Raw genomic sequence first — 16,475 nt, 5'->3', positions numbered from 1 at the left:
GCCCGCGCGTCAGACCTCGTCGACCAGGTCGGCCACCGAGTTGACGATCCGCGACGGGCGGTACGGGTAGCGCTCCGCCTCGGCGCGACTGCTGATCCCGGTCAGCACCAGGATCGTCTCCAGGCCGGCCTCCAGCCCGCAGAGGATGTCGGTGTCCATCCGGTCGCCGATCATGGCGGTCGTCTCGGAGTGCGCGTTGATCGTGTTCAGCGCCGAGCGCATCATCATCGGGTTGGGCTTGCCGACGAAGTACGGCTCCACCCCCGTCGCCTTCGAGACCATCGCGGCGACCGAACCGGCGGCCGGCAGCGCGCCCTCCACCGACGGCCCGGTCACGTCGGGGTTCGTGCAGATGAACCGCGCCCCGTCGTTGATCAGCCGGACGGCCTTGGTGATCGCCTCGAAGCTGTAGGTGCGGGTCTCCCCCAGCACCACGTAGTCCGGCGCGTAGTCGGTCAGCACGTAGCCCACCGCGTGCAGCGCCGTGGTCAGCCCGGCCTCCCCGATCACGTACGCGGTGCCGCCCGGCCGCTGGTCGGCCAGGAACTGGGCGGTGGCCAGCGCGGACGACCAGATGGCGTGCTCGGGCACGTCGAGGCCCATCCGGCTCAGCCGGGCCTGCAGGTCCCGCGGCGTGTAGATCGAGTTGTTCGTGAGCACCAGGAACGGCTTGCCCGAGGCGCGCAGCCGGGAGACGAACTCCGGCGCGCCGGGCACGGGCTGGCCCTCGTGCACCAGCACGCCGTCCATGTCGGTCAGCCAGCTCTCCACCGGCTTGCGGTCCTGCATCGTCACTCGTTCCAGGGGTGTCGGGGACGCCGGCGGAGCCGGCGCGGCGGTCAGGAGTCGGATTCGGGGGTCGGATCGGCGGCCGTCAAGAGCCGGGCCGCCGAGGGCGGGGTCGGCGGCGGTCAGGAGCCGGGCCGCCCCGGGGCCGGGGCGGCGGGGCGGCGGGCGGGGACGCAGCACACCGTCGGGCAGGTGTCCCACATCGGCAGGTCACCGAGGCGGCGGCGCAGGTTCACCCCGTCCGGCTCGGTCCGCTCCCGGACCAGCTCGCGGACCATCGCCACGAACCGCGGGTCCGTGCCCGGGGTGGCGGCCCGGACGAAGTCCAGGCCGAGGTGCCTGGCCGTCTGGCGCGCCTCGGTGTCCAGGTCCCACACCACCTCGAGGTGGTCGGAGACGAACCCGATCGGGCTGACCACCACGCCGGTGGTGCCGGTCTCGGCCAGCGTGGCCAGGTGGTCGTTCACGTCCGGCTCCAGCCACGGCACGTGCGGCGGGCCGGAGCGGCTCTGCCAGACCAGGTCCCAGGGCAGGTCCGGGGCGGCTGCCGCGTGCACCAGCCGGGCCACCTCGGCGAGCTGCGCCTCGTACCGACCGCCGTGGGGGCCTGCGGTGGCGGCCATCGAGTTCGGGATCGAGTGGGCGGTGAACACCAGCCGGGTGCTGTCCCGCTTCGCCGGGTCGAGCTGCGCCAGCGCCGCCCGTACCGCGTCGACGTGCGGCTCGACGAACCCGGGATGGTCCCAGAACTGGCGGATCTTGTCGATCAGCGGGGCGTCCGGGCCGACCGCCGCCCGGGCGGCGGCGATGTCGTCCTGGTACTGGCGGCAGGAGGAGTAGCCGCCGAGGGCGCTGGTGACGAATGCCAGGGCGTGCCGGACGCCGTCGTCGCGCATCCGCGCCACGGTGTCGGCGAGCATCGGATCCCAGTTCCGGTTGCCCCAGTAAACGGGCAGGTCGACGCCGTGGGCGGCGAAGTCCTCCCGGATCGCCGCGAGCAGCTCGCGGCACTGCTGGTTGATCGGGGAGACGCCGCCGAAGTGCTGGTAGTGCTCGGCGACCTCCGCCAGCCGTTCCGGCGGCACGCCCCGCCCCCGGGTCACGTTCTGCAGGAACGGCATCACGTCCTCGGGTCGCTCCGGCCCGCCGAAGGACACCAGGACCACCGCGTCGTACGCCATGGGGCCATTCTTCCCGGTCGGCGGTCCCCGCCGGGCAAGGGCCCCTCGCCCCGCCTGCGTGGAAGGGCCCCTGCCGTGCCGGAGGCGACCGCAGGGACCCTTCCTCGCGCCTCAGGCGCCGATGGCGTGGTAGCCGCCGTCGACGTGGACGATCTCGCCGGTGGTGGCCGGGAACCAGTCGGACAGCAGCGCCAGGCAGGCCCGGGCGGCCGGTTCCTGGTCGGTGAGGCTCCAGCCCAGCGGCGCGCGCTCGGTCCAGGCGTCCTCGAACTGCTCGAAGCCCGGGATCGACTTGGCGGCGATGGTGCGCAGCGGCCCGGCGGCGACCAGGTTGCTGCGGATGCCCTGCTTGCCCAGGTGCAGCGCCAGGTAGCGGGAGGCCGACTCCAGCCCGGCCTTGGCCACGCCCATCCAGTCGTAGACGGGCCACGCCTTGGTCGCGTCGAAGGTCAGGCCGACCACCGCGCCGCCGGCGGACATCAGCGGCAGCGCCGCCATGGCCAGCGACTTGTAGGAGTACGTGGAGACCTGCAACGCGGTCGCCACGTCCTCCCACGGCGCGTCGAGGAAGCCGCCGCCGAGGCAGCTCTGCGGGGCGAAGCCGATCGAGTGCACCACCCCGTCCAGGCCGTCGACGTGCTCGCGCACCCGGTCGGCGAGCCCCGCGAGGTGCTCGGCGTTGGTCACGTCCAACTCGATCACCGGCGCCGGCTCGGGCAGCCGCTTGGCGATCCGCTCGACCAGGGACAGCCGGCCGTAGCCGGTGAGCACGACCTGCGCCCCGTTCTCCTGGGCGAGCTTCGCCACCGAGAAGGCGATCGAGGCGTCGGTGATGACGCCGGTGACGAGCAGCCGCTTACCGGCGAGCAGTCCGGACATGCAGGGATTCCTCCATAGTTTCTTCAGTGACCGCTGTCAGTGACCCATGCCGAGGCCGCCGTCGACGGGGATGACGGCGCCGGAGATGTAGCCCGCGGCGTCCCCGGCCAGCCAGGTGACCGCGCCCGCGACCTCGTCCGGCTGCGCGAAGCGGCCGGCGGGGATGACCTTGCGGTACTCGGTCTTGCGGTCCTCGGGCAGCGCGGCGGTCATGTCGGTCTCGACGTAGCCGGGCGCGACCACGTTGGCGGTGATGTTGCGGCTGCCCAGCTCGCGGGTGATGGAGCGGGCCACGCCGACCAGCCCGGCCTTGCTCGCCGCGTAGTTGACCTGGCCGGGGCCGCCGTAGAGGCCGACCACCGAGGAGATGAAGATCATCCGGCCCCACTTCGCGCGGAGCATCTTGGTCGAGGCGCGCTTGGCGCACCGGAACGCGCCGGTCAGGTTGGTGTCCAGCACGCGGGTGAACTGCTCCTCCGACATGCGCATCAGCAGCGTGTCGTCGGTGATGCCGGCGTTGGCGACCAGCACCTCGACCGGCCCCAGCTCGGCCTCGATGGCGGTGAAGGCCGCGTCGACCGAGTCGGAGTCGGTGACGTCGCAGCGCACCCCGAACAGCCCCTCGGGGACGTCGCCGCTGCGGTGGGTCACCGCCACCCGGTCGCCCTGCTTGGCGAAGGCCTGCGCGATCGCCAGGCCGATCCCCCGGTTGCCGCCGGTCACCAGGACGGTACGGGCCACGGGTCCCCCTCTGCTCAGTGATCTCCCGGTCGGTCGGAGCCTAGGCGTTACCGGCAGGTAAGCGCTAACGGCGGGCACGTCAGGCCGGGTCACGACGCACGGACCGCCCGTTCCCGGCCGCGTCGCGCCGGGGGCTGCCGGAAGCGGGTTCGCCCGGCGGAACCCTGTCGGCGGACCGCCGGCGGACACTCGCCGCCCCGCGAGGGCGGCGACGGCGGCGGCCCGAGCCGGACGGGCGGTCGACCGGAGCCGATGGGCCGAGTGCGGCAACGGACGCCGGCGGGTGTACGATCATCCTCGTTTGCGGGCCCGTCGTGGCCCGCGTTCCGGGCCCCGCCGACCGCAGGAGGTGATCGCTGTGCGAGATAGCGATCCTCCGAGTCGTGGCCGGGCCGTCCGTCAGCCCCGCTGAGCCACGACTCAGCAGGTGAGCTGACCCAGCTCCGCTCCCCGCACCCGCCCGGTCCCCGGCCCCGCGCCGGGTGACCGCGCCGTGCCGCCCGCCGCCCGGGCGGCCCGCCGGGAGCCGCCCCCGGTCACGACTTCTGTGTGCGCGTCCTGATCCACCCCTGCGGTCCGCTCCCCGCTCGCGGACCGTCCAGTCGCCACCCGGAGCCGTCCATGAGCCGCTACGTCGCCCCGCTGGGCTTCACCCTCGCCGCCGTCTGGGTGGCCGTCATCTTCGTCCTCGCCGGCCACTGACACCCGCCGCCGGCCGTGGTCGTCCGCGCCGGCGGTCGGCACCGGCCACCCGCCACCCTCGTCCTCGTCCGCGCCGGCGCGACCACCCGGTGCCGCCCGTCGTCCTCGGCGTGCGGCGTGGCCACCGGCAGAGTCCGCGTCCATGGTGGCGGCGGGCGTCGACCGCCCGCCGCCGGAGTCCCTGGCGTCAGAGCATGCGGGAGGACCACAGCAGGCTGAGCGCGCCGGCGCACAGCGCCAACAGCAGGGCCACGCCCGCGTACCACTGGGTGACCTCGCGGGGCTCCGTCCGGAACCCGATCGAGCTGCCCATGTCCTGGTAGACCTGCTTCAACTCGGTCACCGAGGCCGCCTCGTAGAAGTAGCCCTCCGTGGCCTCGGCCAGGTCGGCCAGGGCCAGCCGGTCCACCGGCACCCGCTGCAACTGCCCGCCGATGTCCACCTGCCCCGAGTCGGTGCCGAAGGCGATCGTGGAGACCGGCACGTTGGCCGCCTGCGCCGCCGAGGCCGCCTCCTCCACCGACCGCCCCGAGGTGCGGTAGCCGTCGGAGAGCAGCACGATACGGGCCGGCGGGATCTCCGCCGCGCCGTCGGCCGGCACCGACCGGATCGCCTCCAGGCAGGTGAAGACCGCCTCCCCGGTCGCCGTCGCCTCGGCCAGCACCAGCCCGTCGATCGCGCTGGTCACCGCCTCCCGGTCCTTGCTCGGCGGCACCAGCACGTTCGCCGCCTTGGCGAACGAGACCAGCCCCAGGTTGTAGCTCTCCGGCAGCTCGCCGACGAACTGCTTGGCCGCCTCCTGCGCCGCCTCCAGCCGGTTCGGCGCGACGTCGTCGGCCTGCATGGACAGCGACACGTCGATGGCCAGCATCACGGTGGCCCGCTCCAGCGGCTCCCGGGTGTCGACCGCCGGCCGGGCCAACGCGGTCGCCAGCACCAGCAGGCAGAGCAGGAACGCGGTCGTCGGCACGTGCCGACGCCAGCCCAGCCCTTTCGGCGCCAGGGTGCGCAGCAGGTCCACGTTGGTGAACCGCATCGCGTACGCCCGGCGGTTGCGCTGCCGCCAGACGTAGAGCGCGGCGAGGGCCAGCACCGGCAGCACGGCCAGCAGCCACCACGGTTGCAGAAAACGAATCATCGTGTCGTCCCCCTGGTGCGGGCGTGCCGCTGCGCGGCCACGAAGCGCACCATGTCGAGCAGCCAGTCTCGGTCCGTACGCAGTCGCAGGTGGGCCGCGCCCGCGCCGCGCAGCGCGGCGGAGATCTCCGCCCGCTGGGCGGTTGCCGCCTCGGCGTAGCGGTGCCGCAGCAGCGGGTCGGCGGTCTGCACCTCGTGCAGCCCGCCGGTCTCCGGGTCGACCACCGGCAGCACCCCGACGTCGGGAAGCTCCAGCTCCCGGGGGTCGACCACCTCGATCGCCAGCAGATCGTGCCGCACGCGCAGCTTGCGCAGCGGCCGGGCCCAGCGGTCGATCGGGGCGAGGAAGTCGGAGATGACCACCGCCACCCCGCGCCGCCGGGGCGGCCGGTTGAGCATGTCGACCAGCGTGCCCAGGTCGCTGCGCCCCGGACGGATCTCGGTGCCGGCGACCGCCCGCAACAACGCCTGGGCCTCCTTGCGACCGGAGCGGGCGGGCACCCGGGTGAACACGTCCGGACCGGGGACCGGCGGCGCGCTGCGCCACCGGCGCGCCGGGGCGCTCGTGCCGCCGCCGCTGCCGATCACGGCGCCGATCCGGTTGCCACCGCGCACGGTCAGGTGGGTCAGCGCCGCCGTGGCCGCCACCACGACGTCGCGCTTGAGCCACCGGCCGGTGCCGAAGTCCAGGCTGGCCGAGAGGTCCACCGCCAGCCACGTCTCCAGTTCCCGGTCGGCCACCGTACGCCGGACGTGCGGCATCGTCGTGCGGGCGGTGACCGGCCAGTCCATCCGGCGTACGTCGTCGCCGGGGCGGTACTCGCGGGACTCCCCCGCCTCGCTGCCCGGGCCCGGCAGCAGGCCGGCGTAGTCGCCCTGGAGCAGGCCGTCGAGTTTGCGGGTGACCAGCAGTTGCAGCCGCGACAGGACGGCTTCGGTGCGGTCCGAGGGGATGTCGGCGGGCCGCCGGACGGGTGAGGTCACGGCCGCTGCCCGGGCCAACCGGCGCCCGGCGGCGCGGCGGTCGGCGTCGGTGTGGCCTGCTGACGGGGCGCGACCGAGGGCAGCGGGATGGTGGACATCACCCGGTGCACGACGTGGTCGGCGGGCACGTCGTCGGCGAGCGCGTCGTAGCTGAGCACCAGCCGGTGACGCAGGATGTCCGGCGCGATGTCCTGCACGTCCTGCGGCAGGGCGTAGTCCCGGCCCCGCAGCAGCGCCAACGCGCGGGTCGCCCGGACCAGGCCGAGCGAGGCACGCGGGCTGGCGCCGTACTGGATGAGCTGGGCGACGTCCGGCATCCCGTGCTCCGCCGGGGCACGCGTGGCCAGCACCAGCCGGACCGCGTAGTCGACCAGGGCGTTGTGCACGAAGACCTGGTCCGCCTTGCGTTGGAGGGCGACCAGGTCGGCGGTGGTGAACACCGGCGCCGGCTCCGGCGGGGCGACCCCCATCCGGTAGACGATCTCCCGCTCCTCGGCGTCGGTCGGGTAGCCGACGAGGATCTTCATCAGAAAGCGGTCCCGCTGCGCCTCGGGCAGCGGATAGACCCCCTCCTGCTCGATCGGGTTCTGCGTCGCCATCACCAGGAACGGGTCGGGCACCCGGTGCGTCTCGCCACCGATCGAGACCTGCCGCTCGCTCATCACCTCCAGCAGCGCCGACTGCACCTTGGCCGGCGCCCGGTTGATCTCGTCGGCGAGCAGGAAGTTGACGAAGACCGGGCCCAGCTCGACGTCGAACTTCTCGCTCGACTGCCGGTAGATGCGGGTGCCCATGATGTCGGCCGGCACCAGGTCCGGGGTGAACTGCACCCGGGCGAAGGAGCCGCCGACGACCCTGGCGAGCGTCTCCACGGCGAGCGTCTTGGCCACCCCCGGGACGCCCTCCAGCAGGCAGTGGCCCCGGGCGAGCAGCGCGACGAACATCCGCTCCACCATCCGGTCCTGCCCGACGATCACCCGCTTGATCTCGAACAGCGCCCGCTCCAGCAGGGTCGCGTCCTCGGCCGGCGTGGTCACCGGCACGGGTGTCTGCGGGCCCGTCCCGTTGGGCGTCGGGGCGTCGGGCGTGGTCGGCTGGGCCACCGGTCCTCCACAGCATGATCGGTTGTCGTGCGGCGTGGTGCGTGTCAAGACTCGCATGCCCGGCTGGGTGCCGAGGTGGGGAGAACCCGATTATCGCCGCGCCGTCCCGAGTCGCCGGATCGCCGGCCCGCCACGCCGTCCCACGTCGCGGAATCGCCGTTCACAGGTGGACACGGACGGCCCCGGCGTGTGTACGATTCACCCCGTCGCCGGGCGGCTCCCCCCGTGGCCGCCCGGCGCTCACCTCTTCGGCCCTCCCGCCGCCCTAGACTGGGCGGGATGAGCGACCCCCTTCCCGCCGACGAGCCGCTGATCTGCTCGTCCCGCGGCTGTCGTGCCCCCACCCGGTGGGCGCTGCGGTGGAACAACCCCCGGCTGCACGACACCGACCGGCGCAAGACCTGGCTGGCCTGCGCCGAGCACCGCTCCTCCCTCGGCGACTTTCTGGACGCCCGCGGGTTCCTGCGGGAGGTCGTACCGGTGGTCGGATCGCCTACCCTCGAAGGGTGAGCGCGCACAACGGATTCCCTCGGTGAGCGGTGACGGATTCGCCGGCCCGCCGCCGGCACCGCCCCGCCCTCCGGCGGGCCCCCTGGAGCCGTGGCCGGACACCGTCCGCTGGCAGCCGATCTCACCCGACCTGATCTGGGTGGAGCTGCTCCGGCTCGCGATGGTGCTGGTCGTCGTCCTGCTCGGGCTGGGCGTCGGCTGGGCGTTCAGCGGGGCCTGGCCGTTCGGCGCGGCGGGCGGCGCGGTGCTGCTGCTGGGCGCCCTGCGGGTCGTGACCATCGTCCGGGCCGTACGGGCCTGGGGGTACGCCGAGCGGGAGGACGACCTGCTGGTCCGGCACGGCCTGCTGGTGCGGCGGCTCTCCATCGTGCCGTACTCGCGGATGCAGTTCGTGGACGTCAGCGCCGGACCGCTGGAGCGGGCGTTCAACCTGGCCACCGTCCAGTTGCACACGGCCGCGGCGGCCAGCGACGCCCGCGTGCCGGGGCTACGCCCGGCGGAGGCGTCCCGGCTGCGCGACCGGCTCACCGCGCTCGGCGAGGACCGGGCGGAGGGGCTGTGAACGACCCGGCCGGCCGCGCGACGGACCGGACCGAGCCGCCCCGGGTGGAGCCCGGCCTCCGGCCGGCGGCGATGCCGCCCGCCGCGCAGGGCCCTGCCGTGGCACCCGGACCGGCGCCGCACGACCCGCACCCGCCCGCCGGCCCCGCGCCGGACACCCCGCACGGACTCGCGGGCCCGCCGGCCGGGCCGGGCACGGCGCCGGACGCCCCGCCCCCACCGCCCGGCCCGCCGGCGCCTCCCCCGGTCGCCGGACCAGTGCCGGGTGGTACGCCGGAGCACGCCGAGCCCCGGCAGCGGCTGCACCCGCTCAGTCCCGCGCTGCACGGGGCCAAGTCGCTGGTCGTGGTGATCGCCGGCCTGTCCTGGTCGACCCTCTCCCGGGTCGGCTTCGGCTGGTTCGCCCTGATGGCGGTCGTGCTGGCCCTGGGCGCCACCGTGCTCGCAGTCGTCAGCTGGTACCACACCGGCTACCACGTGGTCGGCCGTGAACTTCGGGTGCACGAGGGGCTTCTCTGGCGGCGCACCCGGGCGATCCCGCTGGAGCGGCTCCAGGCCGTCGAGGTGGTCCGCCCGCTGCTCGCCCAGCTCACCGGCCTGGCCGAGCTGCGGCTGGAGGTGGTCGGCGGCGGCAAGACCGAGGCGCCGCTGGCGTACCTGAGCGTCGCCGACGCGACCGCGCTGCGTCGGCGGCTGCTCGCCCTCGCCGGGCGGGCGGCCGCCGGCGGGCCCGCGCCGGCGCCGGCCGGGGCGACGGCGGCGACCGGGGCGGTCCCGGCCGAGGCGCCCGCGCCGCCCGGCCGGCCGCTGCACACCATCGCGAACAAGGACCTGCTGGTCAGCCAGCTGCTGACCCCGCAGGCCTTCATGATCCCGTTCGGCGTGGCGTTCGTGCTGGCGCAGTTTCTCTCCGAGGACTCGTGGTCGTTCATCGCGGTGGCGAGCACCCTCACCGCCATGGCCGGCGTGCTGTTGCAACCGGTGCGCCGGGTGCTCGACGACTGGAACTTCCGGCTCGCCCGGGACGAGGGCACGCTGCGGATCCGCAACGGGCTGCTGGAGACCCGCGCCCAGACTGTCCCGCTGGACCGGGTGCAGACCGTCGGGGCGACCTGGCCGCTGCTGTGGCGGGTCAAGGGGTGGCTGCGGCTGCGCCTGGAGGTGGCCGGCTACTCCGGCGGCGAGAGCGACGACCGCAACCGTCCGGACCGCCTGCTCCCCGTGGGCGACCTGCCGACCGGCGAGGCGATCGTGGCCGAGGTGCTGGCCGGGGTGCGCCTGACCACGCTGCCGTTGACCCCGCCGCCGGAGCGAGCCCGCTGGCTCAACCCGCTGAGCCGGGGCGTGCTCGGCGCCGGCCTCGACGCCCGGGTCTTCGCGGTCCGGTCCGGCCTGCTCACGCGGCAGGTGGCGCTCGTGCCGTACGCCCGGATCCAGAGCGTGCGGGTGGTGCAGGGGCCGGCGCAGCGGCGGCTGCGGCTGGCGACGGTGCACGCCGACACAGCCGGCGGCGCCGGCGCGGCCGCGCGGGACCGGGACCTGGCCGAGGCGTGGGCCCTGGCGGCGGAGCTGACGGCCCGGGCGCGCGCCGCCCGGCAGGCCGGCTGACCGCTTCCCGCATCGGCGCCCAGCCGCCCGGCCGACCGCCGCACCGGCCGCCGCGCGGGTCCGTGGTCACCCGGCCGGCCACGCACAGGTCGCGGGCCGCCGCGAGGTCGACGCTCAGCGCGCCGCCGGCACCGCCGGCGGCTCGGCGGAGGTGGGCGGTTCGGTCGGCTCGGGGTCGCCCTCCGCCACGGCCCGGCGGGCCCGGCGCGCCGCCCACCAGCGCTCCGCCAGGCCGACCACCAGGAAGGTCATCCCGACGTACGCCCAGCCGACCAGCACGTCGATGACGTAGTGCTCGCCGCTGTAGACCAGGGTGAAGGTCATCGCCAGCGGGTACGCCAACAGCAGCGGCCACCAGCGGCGGCGGGTCTGCCGGAGGAAGAACAGCACCACGAACAGGGCGAACGCGGTGTGCAGCGACGGCATAGCGGCCACCGGATTGGAGGCGATCTGCCCGGCGTTGAGCAGGTTGCCGGCGCCGTGCATGCCGAACGCCTTCCAGCCCCGGGTGGAGATCCGGGCGACCTCCTCCAGCAGCCCGTTCTGCGCCGCCCACCAGGGCGGGGCAGCCGGGTAGAGGAAGTAGGTGACCAGGCCGGTGGCGCACAGGAAGCCCCAGCGACGCATGAACGCCGCCCAGCGCCCCCGGTCGCGCAGCCAGAGCACCGCCGCGGCGGCCAGCGCCACCACGAAGTGGGAGAAGTAGACCCAGCTGACCAGGACGTCCCACCAGTGCACCTCGGGCCGGTAGAGGTGCTGCTGGAGCCAGACCGTCGGCACCTCGCCACCGGTCGCCCAGCCGAACATGACCCGGTCGGCGACGATCAGCTCGTACGCGTGCGGGGTCGCGCCGTTGTCGGCGAAGCCGCGGGAGAGGTTGTAGACGGCGAGCAGCAGCACCACCGGCACCCAGTCCCGGGCGAAGCGCAGGTGGCTGCGCCACGGCCGGCTGCTGTTCCAGGCGACCGTCGCCGCCCAGATCCAGAGGAACGCGTACGCCGGGTCGGTCGGCAGGCCGATGCCGAGCCAGCCGGCGACGAAGGCGACCCCCCAGACGGTCATCGCGACCACGCGACGACGCCCGCCGTCGGGCGAGGCGGGCGGGCCGGTCCGGGCGGGGGGCTGGGGGTCGGTCGCGACAGACATCGCGGTCAAGGTTAACGGCGCGGACGGCATCGACCGACGCCGACCACCCGCCGCGCCGCCTGGGGCGCGGCGGGTGGTCGGCCGGTGGTGGACGGCGCGCGAACCTCGGACCGGCGCTCGGCCCGGAACCGGTGAACCGTCGGCGCGGCACGGACGCCCGCCGGCCCCGGCCCGCCTCGTCTAGGCTTTGGCCATGCAGGAGCAGCCGGAGCCCGCCCTGACGCCGGGCCTGACCGCCCGGGTGGAGCTGACCGTCGCCGACACCGACACCGCCCAGGCGGTGGGCTCCGGGGACGTGCCGGTGCTGGGCACGCCCCGGGTGCTCGCCCTCGCCGAGGCGGCCACGGTGGCGGCCACCGCCCCCCGGATGCCCAGCGGGTCGACGACGGTCGGCACCCGCGTGGAGCTCGACCACCGCGCGGCCACCCCGGTGGGGCGGACGGTGGTGGCGCAGGCCCGGCTGGCCGCGGTCGAGGGGCGACGGCTGCACTTCGAGGTGAGCGTGCGCGACGGCGACGAGACGGTCGCCGAGGGCCGGGTGGAGCGGGTGCTGGTCGACCGGCAGCGCTTCGTGGAACGCGCGGCCCGGTCGTCGTGACCGGCCGCTTCGTGCAGGTCGCCGACGGGGTGCACGTGCTGCGCGAGCCGCTGCTGCACGTCAACGTCACGCTGGTCGTCGGCGACGGGGCCGCGCTGCTGGTCGACACGCTCTCGACCGCCGGGCAGGCCGCCGAGCTGGCCGCCGCCGCCCGGGCGGTCACCACCCACCCGTGGACCGTGGTCAACACCCACCACCACTTCGACCATTGTTTCGGCAACGCCACCCTCGCCGCCGACCCACCCCGCCCGGTGTACGCCCACGAGGTGGCCGCCGAGGCGATGCGCGAGGAGGCGGACCGGCTGCGCCGGGAGGCGTACGCGGAGATGCGCGACGAGCACCCCGCGCTGGCCGAGGAGCTGGCCGGCACCGCGCTGCTGGCGCCGACGCACACCGTCCACGGCGAGACCGTCCTCGATGTGGGCGGCCGGCGGGTGGTGCTGCGCCACCCCGGTCGCGGGCACACCGCCGGTGACCTGGTGGTGCACGTGCCGGACGCCGATGTGCTGGTCGCCGGGGACCTGGTGGAGCAGAGCGGTCCGCCCGCCTTCGAGGAGTCCTACCCGTTGCAGTGGCCGGACACGGTGGCCGAGCTGCTCCGGATGACCACCCCGGCCACCGTCGTCGTGCCGGGGCACGGCGACCCGGTGGACGCCGCGTTCGTCCGCGCGCAGCACGAGCAGCTCGTCGAGCTGGCCTGGCTCATCCGCGCCGGGCACACCGGCGGCGCCCCGCCCGAGCGCGTCGCCGCCGAGGCGCCCTTCGGCGCCCGGCCCGCCCTGCACGCCGCCCGCCGCGGCTACGCCGAACTAGACGGCACCGCCTGACCCCCGCACCCGCACCCGCACCCGCACCCGCACCCGCACCCGCTGATCTTGCAGTTGTCGCCCCGACAGAAGCGGCATATCCCCCACATCGCGGGCACAAAGTGCAAGATCGCGGGGAGAAGGGGGTGGGGTGGGTCAGTGGGCGAACCGGTCGAGGACCTCGGCGCGGGTGGGCATGGCGGTCGCGCCGCCGGGCGACTCGCAGACCAGGGCGGCGACCCGCAGCGCGAAGGCCACCCGCTCGTGCCAGCCCGCCGGGGCGGCGGGCTCGCCGTCGACCAGCAGGTCCGCGACGAGCGCGCCCATCACGGCGTCACCGGCGCCGGTGGCGTCCACCGCCTCGACCTTCGGCGCGGGTACGCGTACCGGATCGGCGCCGGCCGCGGCGACCACCGCGCCGGCGGCGCCCAGGGTGACCACGACGGTCCCGGCGCCCAACTCCCGCAGGTACGCCGCCACCCCTTCCTCCGGCTCACCCGGATAGAGCAGCTTGGCGTCGGCGGCGCTCAGCTTGACCAGGTGGGCGCCGGCGGCGAACTCGGCCACCACCTCGCGCAGCCCGGCCAGCGCCGCGGGCCCGTCGAGCAGCCGGTGGCGGACGTTGGGGTCGAAGACCCGCAGGCTGCCGGCCAGCGCCCAGGCCCGGCGCGCGGCGGCCAGCACCGGCGGCTGGAGCAGCACGATCGAGCCGCAGTAGAGCACGTCGGCGCCCGCGACCAGGTCGGCGTCCAGGTCGTCGGGGCCGAGCAGGCCGTAGGAGGGTGGCTCGCCGTAGAACCGGAAGTCGGGCTCCGGGCCGGCGAAGGTGGCCACCGCCAGCGCGGTCGGGACGGGCACGGTGACCGCGCCGGCCAGCCCGACGCCGACCCCGCTCAGGAAGTCGCGGATCCGCCCGGCCAGGACGTCGTCGCCGAGCGACCCGACGAACTGCACCGCGCCGCCGAGCCGGGCGACGGCGACCGCCACGTTCAGCGGCCCACCGCCGACGGCCTGCCGGTAGACCTGCTCCCCGTCGCACTCGGCGTCGAGCAGGTCGACCAGTGCCTCGCCGAGCACCACCGCGTATCCCATCTCCGGCCTCCGTCCGTGCCCGCGCCGACCGCATTTCGTCGCACCAGGCTGGCACAGTACGTGCCATGACGAGCGCCGAAGTCACCGTATTGGCCTACTGGGCGGCGCTGGAGGCGAGGGACTGGGACACCTTCGGCGGGCTGCTCGCCGACGATGTCGTCTACCACATGCCGCAGACCCGGGAGCGGATCGTCGGCCGGGAATCGTTCGTGCGCTTCAACCGCGAGTACCCCGACGGCTGGCACCTCGCGGTGACCCGGGCGGTCGCCTCCGGCCGACACGCCGCCACGTGGATCACCTGCGCCTACGAGGGCGCGGAGCTTCCCGCCACGAGCTTCTTCGACTTCGACGACGCCGGTCTCGTCCGCGAGGTCACGGAGTTCTGGCCGGAGGCCTATGAGCCGCCGCCCGGCCGCGAGCACCTCGCCGAGCGTTACTGACACCCGGAGAAGGGCTGTCGCGCGTCATCCCGCCGCCTGGGTCGGCGCACGCCCGAAGTGATCAAGAGGTTTGCGTCGTCCGGGAACGCTTCCGGCGACGCAAACCTCTTGATCCACACGGGCGGGAGCGGACCGCGACGCGGACCGGGGCCGCCCGAGGCGCGCCCGGGGTCAGCGGACCATGGAGCCGACCACGGGCTTGGTGAGCAGGGCGGACTGGTTGCGCTGGATGCCCGGGTCGAGGGTCTTGGCGACGAAGATCGCGTGCCAGATGCAGAAGATCAGCACCGTCCACACCTTGCGGGAGTGGTCGGCCTCCTCCCGCTTGTGCTCCTCGAGCAGCCGCATCGCGTACGACAGGTCGATCAGCTCGCCCGCGCCGGAGTTGGACAGCACCCAGCGGGCCCACTCGTACATCTCGCCGCGCAGCCAGACCCGGGTGGGGGTCGGGAAGCCGAGCTTCTTGCGGTTGACGATGGCCGGCGGCACCACGCCCTGGAGGGCCTGGCGCATCGCGTACTTGGTGGCCTCGGAGCGCGGCGGCAGCTTGAGGTCGACCGGGATCCGCGACGCCACGTCGAAGACCTCACGGTCCAGGAACGGCACCCGCACCTCCAGCGAGTGGGCCATCGAGATCCGGTCGGCCTTGACGAGGATGTCGCCGCGCAGCCAGGTGTAGAGGTCGACGTACTGCATCTTGGTCACGTCGTCGAGCTCGGTGCACTCGGCGTAGATCGGCGCGGTGACGTCGGTGTAGCGGACGGAGGGGTCGTAGCGGCGCAGCAGGTGCTGCTTCTCCTCCTCGGTGAACATCCGGGCGTTGCCGTAGTAGCGCTGCTCGATCGGGGTGGTGCCGCGCTCCAGGAAGCTCTTGCCCTTGACGCCCTGCGGGATCGCCTTGGAGACGGCCCGCAGCCCCTTCTGCACCCCGCCGGGCAGCCCGTTGACCGAACTCAGCGACAGCGGCTCGCGGTAGATGGTGTACCCGCCGAAGAACTCGTCGGCGCCCTCGCCGGAGAGCACCACGGTGACGTGCTCGGCGGCCTTCTTGGCCACGAAGTAGAGGGGCACCAGCGCCGGGTCGGCCACCGGGTCGTCCAGGTGCCAGACGATCTTCGGCAGCGCATCGATCATGTCCTGCGGACCGATCTTCGTCGGGATGGTGGTCACGTCGAGGTGCCGGGCCGAGTCCTGGGCGACGTCGATCTCCGAGTAGCCCGGGACGTCGTAGCCGACGGTGAAGGTGAGGATGTTCGGGTTGAACTCGCGGGCCAGGGCCACCACGGCGGTCGAGTCGATGCCGCTGGAGAGGAACGAGCCGACCGGCACGTCGGAGCGCATGTGCATCCGGACGCTCTCCCGCAGCGTCTCCCGGATCTCGTGGTAGAGCCGCTGCTCGTCGGCGACCGGGGTGGGCCGGAACACCGGCCTGTACCACCGCCGCACGTCGATCCGCCCGCCCGGGGTCCAGGTGAGGTACTCGCCCGAGCCGATCCGGTTGATCCCCTTGTGCAGGGTGCCGGGCTCGGGCACGTACTGCAGCGTCAGGTAGTGGCTGAGGTTCGCGGTGTCGATGCCGGCGTCGCCCTGGTAGCTGGAGTGCGCGAAGGGCAGCAGCGCCTTCTTCTCGGAGGCGAGGTAGAGGCCGTCGGCGGTCTCCAGGTAGTGCATCGGCTTGATGCCGAAGTAGTCCCGGCCGCCGAACGCGCGCCGTTCCTGCCGGTCCCAGATGACGAAGGCGAACATGCCCCGCAGCCGGGTGAGCACCTGCTCGCCCCAGTAGTGGTAGCCGGCGACGATCACCTCGCCGTCACCGGCGGTGGCGAACTGGGCGCCGAAGTTCCGGATCAGCTCCTCGCGCAGCTCGATGTAGTTGTAGATCTCGCCGTTGAACGTAAGCAGGTAGCGCCCGCCCGCGTAGGGCAGCGGCTCGTGGCTGGAGGCCACGTCGATGATCGCCAGCCGCTTGTGCGCGAACACCCCGTCCGCGTACCGGCCGGAGGCGTCGCCGACCACCTCGACACCGGTCTCGTCCGGTCCGCGGTGGTGCAGGCATTCCAACGCCCCGGCGATGTTGTCGCGGTGGGCGGCGGCGTCGCCGCGCGCGCTGAAGAAGGCCAGGAGTCCGCACATGGTGGTCATCTTTCCACGCGTCCCGGGCGGGCGTCGCGGCACCGCAGGCTCTCCCGCGCTCCAGG

At 74.2% G+C, this 16,475-nt stretch carries 17 protein-coding genes; 7 read left to right on the top strand and 10 right to left on the bottom strand.

Annotation, left to right across the window (positions count from 1 at the left end):
* Positions 1-9 precede the first annotated feature (9 nt).
* From ACGF5C_RS29955 to fabG, 4 genes are all read right to left on the bottom strand, one after another.
* A complete protein-coding gene (locus ACGF5C_RS29955) occupies positions 10-789 on the bottom strand; it encodes an HAD-IIA family hydrolase (protein WP_393307012.1) in 780 nt (259 codons plus the stop codon).
* A 122-nt stretch (positions 790-911) separates the two neighbouring features.
* Positions 912-1,970: a ferrochelatase gene (locus tag ACGF5C_RS29950; RefSeq protein WP_393307010.1), complete on the bottom strand. Its 1,059-nt coding sequence runs from the start codon at positions 1,968-1,970 to the stop codon at positions 912-914.
* A gap of 111 nt (positions 1,971-2,081) precedes the next feature.
* The gene (gene fabI / locus ACGF5C_RS29945; RefSeq protein WP_357699289.1) at positions 2,082-2,849 is read right to left on the bottom strand and encodes an enoyl-ACP reductase FabI; all 768 of its coding nucleotides are present in this window, start codon (positions 2,847-2,849) and stop codon (positions 2,082-2,084) included.
* A 36-nt stretch (positions 2,850-2,885) separates the two neighbouring features.
* Positions 2,886-3,590 (bottom strand): 3-oxoacyl-ACP reductase FabG, encoded by a 705-nt coding sequence (gene fabG, locus ACGF5C_RS29940; RefSeq protein WP_393307008.1) that lies wholly within the window; start codon positions 3,588-3,590, stop codon positions 2,886-2,888.
* 549 nt (positions 3,591-4,139) lie between these two features.
* On the opposite strand from fabG, the gene ACGF5C_RS29935 reads away from it, so the two are divergent.
* On the top strand, positions 4,140-4,292 hold the full coding sequence (locus ACGF5C_RS29935; RefSeq protein ID WP_350711404.1) for a hypothetical protein: 153 nt from the start codon (positions 4,140-4,142) through the stop codon (positions 4,290-4,292).
* 187 nt (positions 4,293-4,479) lie between these two features.
* On the opposite strand, the gene ACGF5C_RS29930 is transcribed toward ACGF5C_RS29935, so the two are convergent.
* Genes ACGF5C_RS29930 through ACGF5C_RS29920 form a run of 3 tightly spaced genes read right to left on the bottom strand, consistent with a single transcriptional unit; the run spans position 4,480 to position 7,516 of the window.
* Positions 4,480-5,430 (bottom strand): VWA domain-containing protein, encoded by a 951-nt coding sequence (locus tag ACGF5C_RS29930; RefSeq protein WP_393307006.1) that lies wholly within the window; start codon positions 5,428-5,430, stop codon positions 4,480-4,482.
* Positions 5,427-6,431, bottom strand: a complete 1,005-nt coding sequence (locus tag ACGF5C_RS29925; protein WP_393307004.1) for a DUF58 domain-containing protein — start codon at positions 6,429-6,431, stop codon at positions 5,427-5,429. Before ACGF5C_RS29925 ends, ACGF5C_RS29930 begins: the two co-directional genes overlap by 4 nt.
* Complete coding sequence (locus ACGF5C_RS29920) at positions 6,410-7,516, bottom strand: AAA family ATPase (RefSeq protein WP_393307002.1); 1,107 nt, start codon at positions 7,514-7,516, stop codon at positions 6,410-6,412. The genes ACGF5C_RS29925 and ACGF5C_RS29920 overlap by 22 nt, the downstream gene beginning before the upstream one ends.
* 279 nt (positions 7,517-7,795) lie before the next feature.
* On the opposite strand from ACGF5C_RS29920, the gene ACGF5C_RS29915 reads away from it, so the two are divergent.
* From ACGF5C_RS29915 to ACGF5C_RS29905, 3 genes are all read left to right on the top strand, one after another.
* Entirely contained in the window at positions 7,796-8,026 is a 231-nt protein-coding gene (locus tag ACGF5C_RS29915) for a hypothetical protein (RefSeq protein WP_393307000.1), read from the top strand.
* A gap of 22 nt (positions 8,027-8,048) precedes the next feature.
* Positions 8,049-8,588: a PH domain-containing protein gene (locus ACGF5C_RS29910; protein ID WP_393306998.1), complete on the top strand. Its 540-nt coding sequence runs from the start codon at positions 8,049-8,051 to the stop codon at positions 8,586-8,588.
* A gap of 71 nt (positions 8,589-8,659) precedes the next feature.
* Positions 8,660-10,195 (top strand): PH domain-containing protein, encoded by a 1,536-nt coding sequence (locus ACGF5C_RS29905; RefSeq protein WP_393307056.1) that lies wholly within the window; start codon positions 8,660-8,662, stop codon positions 10,193-10,195.
* 114 nt (positions 10,196-10,309) lie between these two features.
* Here ACGF5C_RS29905 and ACGF5C_RS29900 read toward each other — a convergent pair whose 3' ends face one another.
* Positions 10,310-11,341: a phosphatase PAP2 family protein gene (locus ACGF5C_RS29900; protein WP_393306996.1), complete on the bottom strand. Its 1,032-nt coding sequence runs from the start codon at positions 11,339-11,341 to the stop codon at positions 10,310-10,312.
* 193 nt (positions 11,342-11,534) lie between these two features.
* Between ACGF5C_RS29900 and ACGF5C_RS29895 the strand changes: the two genes are divergently transcribed.
* Positions 11,535-11,939 (top strand): thioesterase family protein, encoded by a 405-nt coding sequence (locus ACGF5C_RS29895; protein WP_393268030.1) that lies wholly within the window; start codon positions 11,535-11,537, stop codon positions 11,937-11,939.
* Positions 11,936-12,766 carry an MBL fold metallo-hydrolase gene (locus ACGF5C_RS29890; protein WP_393306994.1) on the top strand — a complete coding sequence of 277 codons (831 nt, stop codon included), beginning with the start codon at positions 11,936-11,938 and terminating at the stop codon, positions 12,764-12,766. Before ACGF5C_RS29895 ends, ACGF5C_RS29890 begins: the two co-directional genes overlap by 4 nt.
* A 135-nt stretch (positions 12,767-12,901) precedes the next feature.
* On the opposite strand, the gene ACGF5C_RS29885 is transcribed toward ACGF5C_RS29890, so the two are convergent.
* Positions 12,902-13,837, bottom strand: coding sequence for a PfkB family carbohydrate kinase (locus ACGF5C_RS29885; protein WP_393306992.1), 936 nt, complete (start codon positions 13,835-13,837; stop codon positions 12,902-12,904).
* A 65-nt stretch (positions 13,838-13,902) separates the two neighbouring features.
* Between ACGF5C_RS29885 and ACGF5C_RS29880 the strand changes: the two genes are divergently transcribed.
* Positions 13,903-14,277, top strand: a complete 375-nt coding sequence (locus ACGF5C_RS29880) for a nuclear transport factor 2 family protein (RefSeq protein WP_393306990.1) — start codon at positions 13,903-13,905, stop codon at positions 14,275-14,277.
* Between the two features lie 171 nt (positions 14,278-14,448).
* On the opposite strand, the gene asnB is transcribed toward ACGF5C_RS29880, so the two are convergent.
* Positions 14,449-16,410, bottom strand: a complete 1,962-nt coding sequence (gene asnB / locus ACGF5C_RS29875; protein ID WP_393306988.1) for an asparagine synthase (glutamine-hydrolyzing) — start codon at positions 16,408-16,410, stop codon at positions 14,449-14,451.
* Between the last annotated feature and the right edge of the window lie 65 nt (positions 16,411-16,475).

The organism is Micromonospora sp. NPDC047620 (assembly GCF_043205005.1).
Taxonomy (GTDB): domain Bacteria; phylum Actinomycetota; class Actinomycetes; order Mycobacteriales; family Micromonosporaceae; genus Micromonospora.
The sequence above is the reverse complement of the archived record's forward strand: the minus strand, read 5'-3'. Positions and strand labels throughout refer to the sequence as shown.

Bases quoted from the DNA above. Each gene is read 5' to 3' on its own strand.
- ACGF5C_RS29955 (WP_393307012.1), bottom strand. From the start codon at position 789: ATGCAGGACCGCAAGCCGGTGGAGAGCTGGCTGACCGACATGGACGGC.
- ACGF5C_RS29950 (WP_393307010.1), bottom strand. From the start codon at position 1,970: ATGGCGTACGACGCGGTGGTCCTGGTGTCCTTCGGCGGGCCGGAGCGA.
- fabI (WP_357699289.1), bottom strand. From the start codon at position 2,849: ATGTCCGGACTGCTCGCCGGTAAGCGGCTGCTCGTCACCGGCGTCATC.
- ACGF5C_RS29930 (WP_393307006.1), bottom strand. From the start codon at position 5,430: ATGATTCGTTTTCTGCAACCGTGGTGGCTGCTGGCCGTGCTGCCGGTG.
- ACGF5C_RS29915 (WP_393307000.1), top strand. From the start codon at position 7,796: ATGAGCGACCCCCTTCCCGCCGACGAGCCGCTGATCTGCTCGTCCCGC.
- ACGF5C_RS29905 (WP_393307056.1), top strand. From the start codon at position 8,660: ATGCCGCCCGCCGCGCAGGGCCCTGCCGTGGCACCCGGACCGGCGCCG.
- ACGF5C_RS29900 (WP_393306996.1), bottom strand. From the start codon at position 11,341: ATGTCTGTCGCGACCGACCCCCAGCCCCCCGCCCGGACCGGCCCGCCC.
- ACGF5C_RS29895 (WP_393268030.1), top strand. From the start codon at position 11,535: ATGCAGGAGCAGCCGGAGCCCGCCCTGACGCCGGGCCTGACCGCCCGG.
- ACGF5C_RS29885 (WP_393306992.1), bottom strand. From the start codon at position 13,837: ATGGGATACGCGGTGGTGCTCGGCGAGGCACTGGTCGACCTGCTCGAC.
- ACGF5C_RS29880 (WP_393306990.1), top strand. From the start codon at position 13,903: ATGACGAGCGCCGAAGTCACCGTATTGGCCTACTGGGCGGCGCTGGAG.
- asnB (WP_393306988.1), bottom strand. From the start codon at position 16,410: ATGTGCGGACTCCTGGCCTTCTTCAGCGCGCGCGGCGACGCCGCCGCC.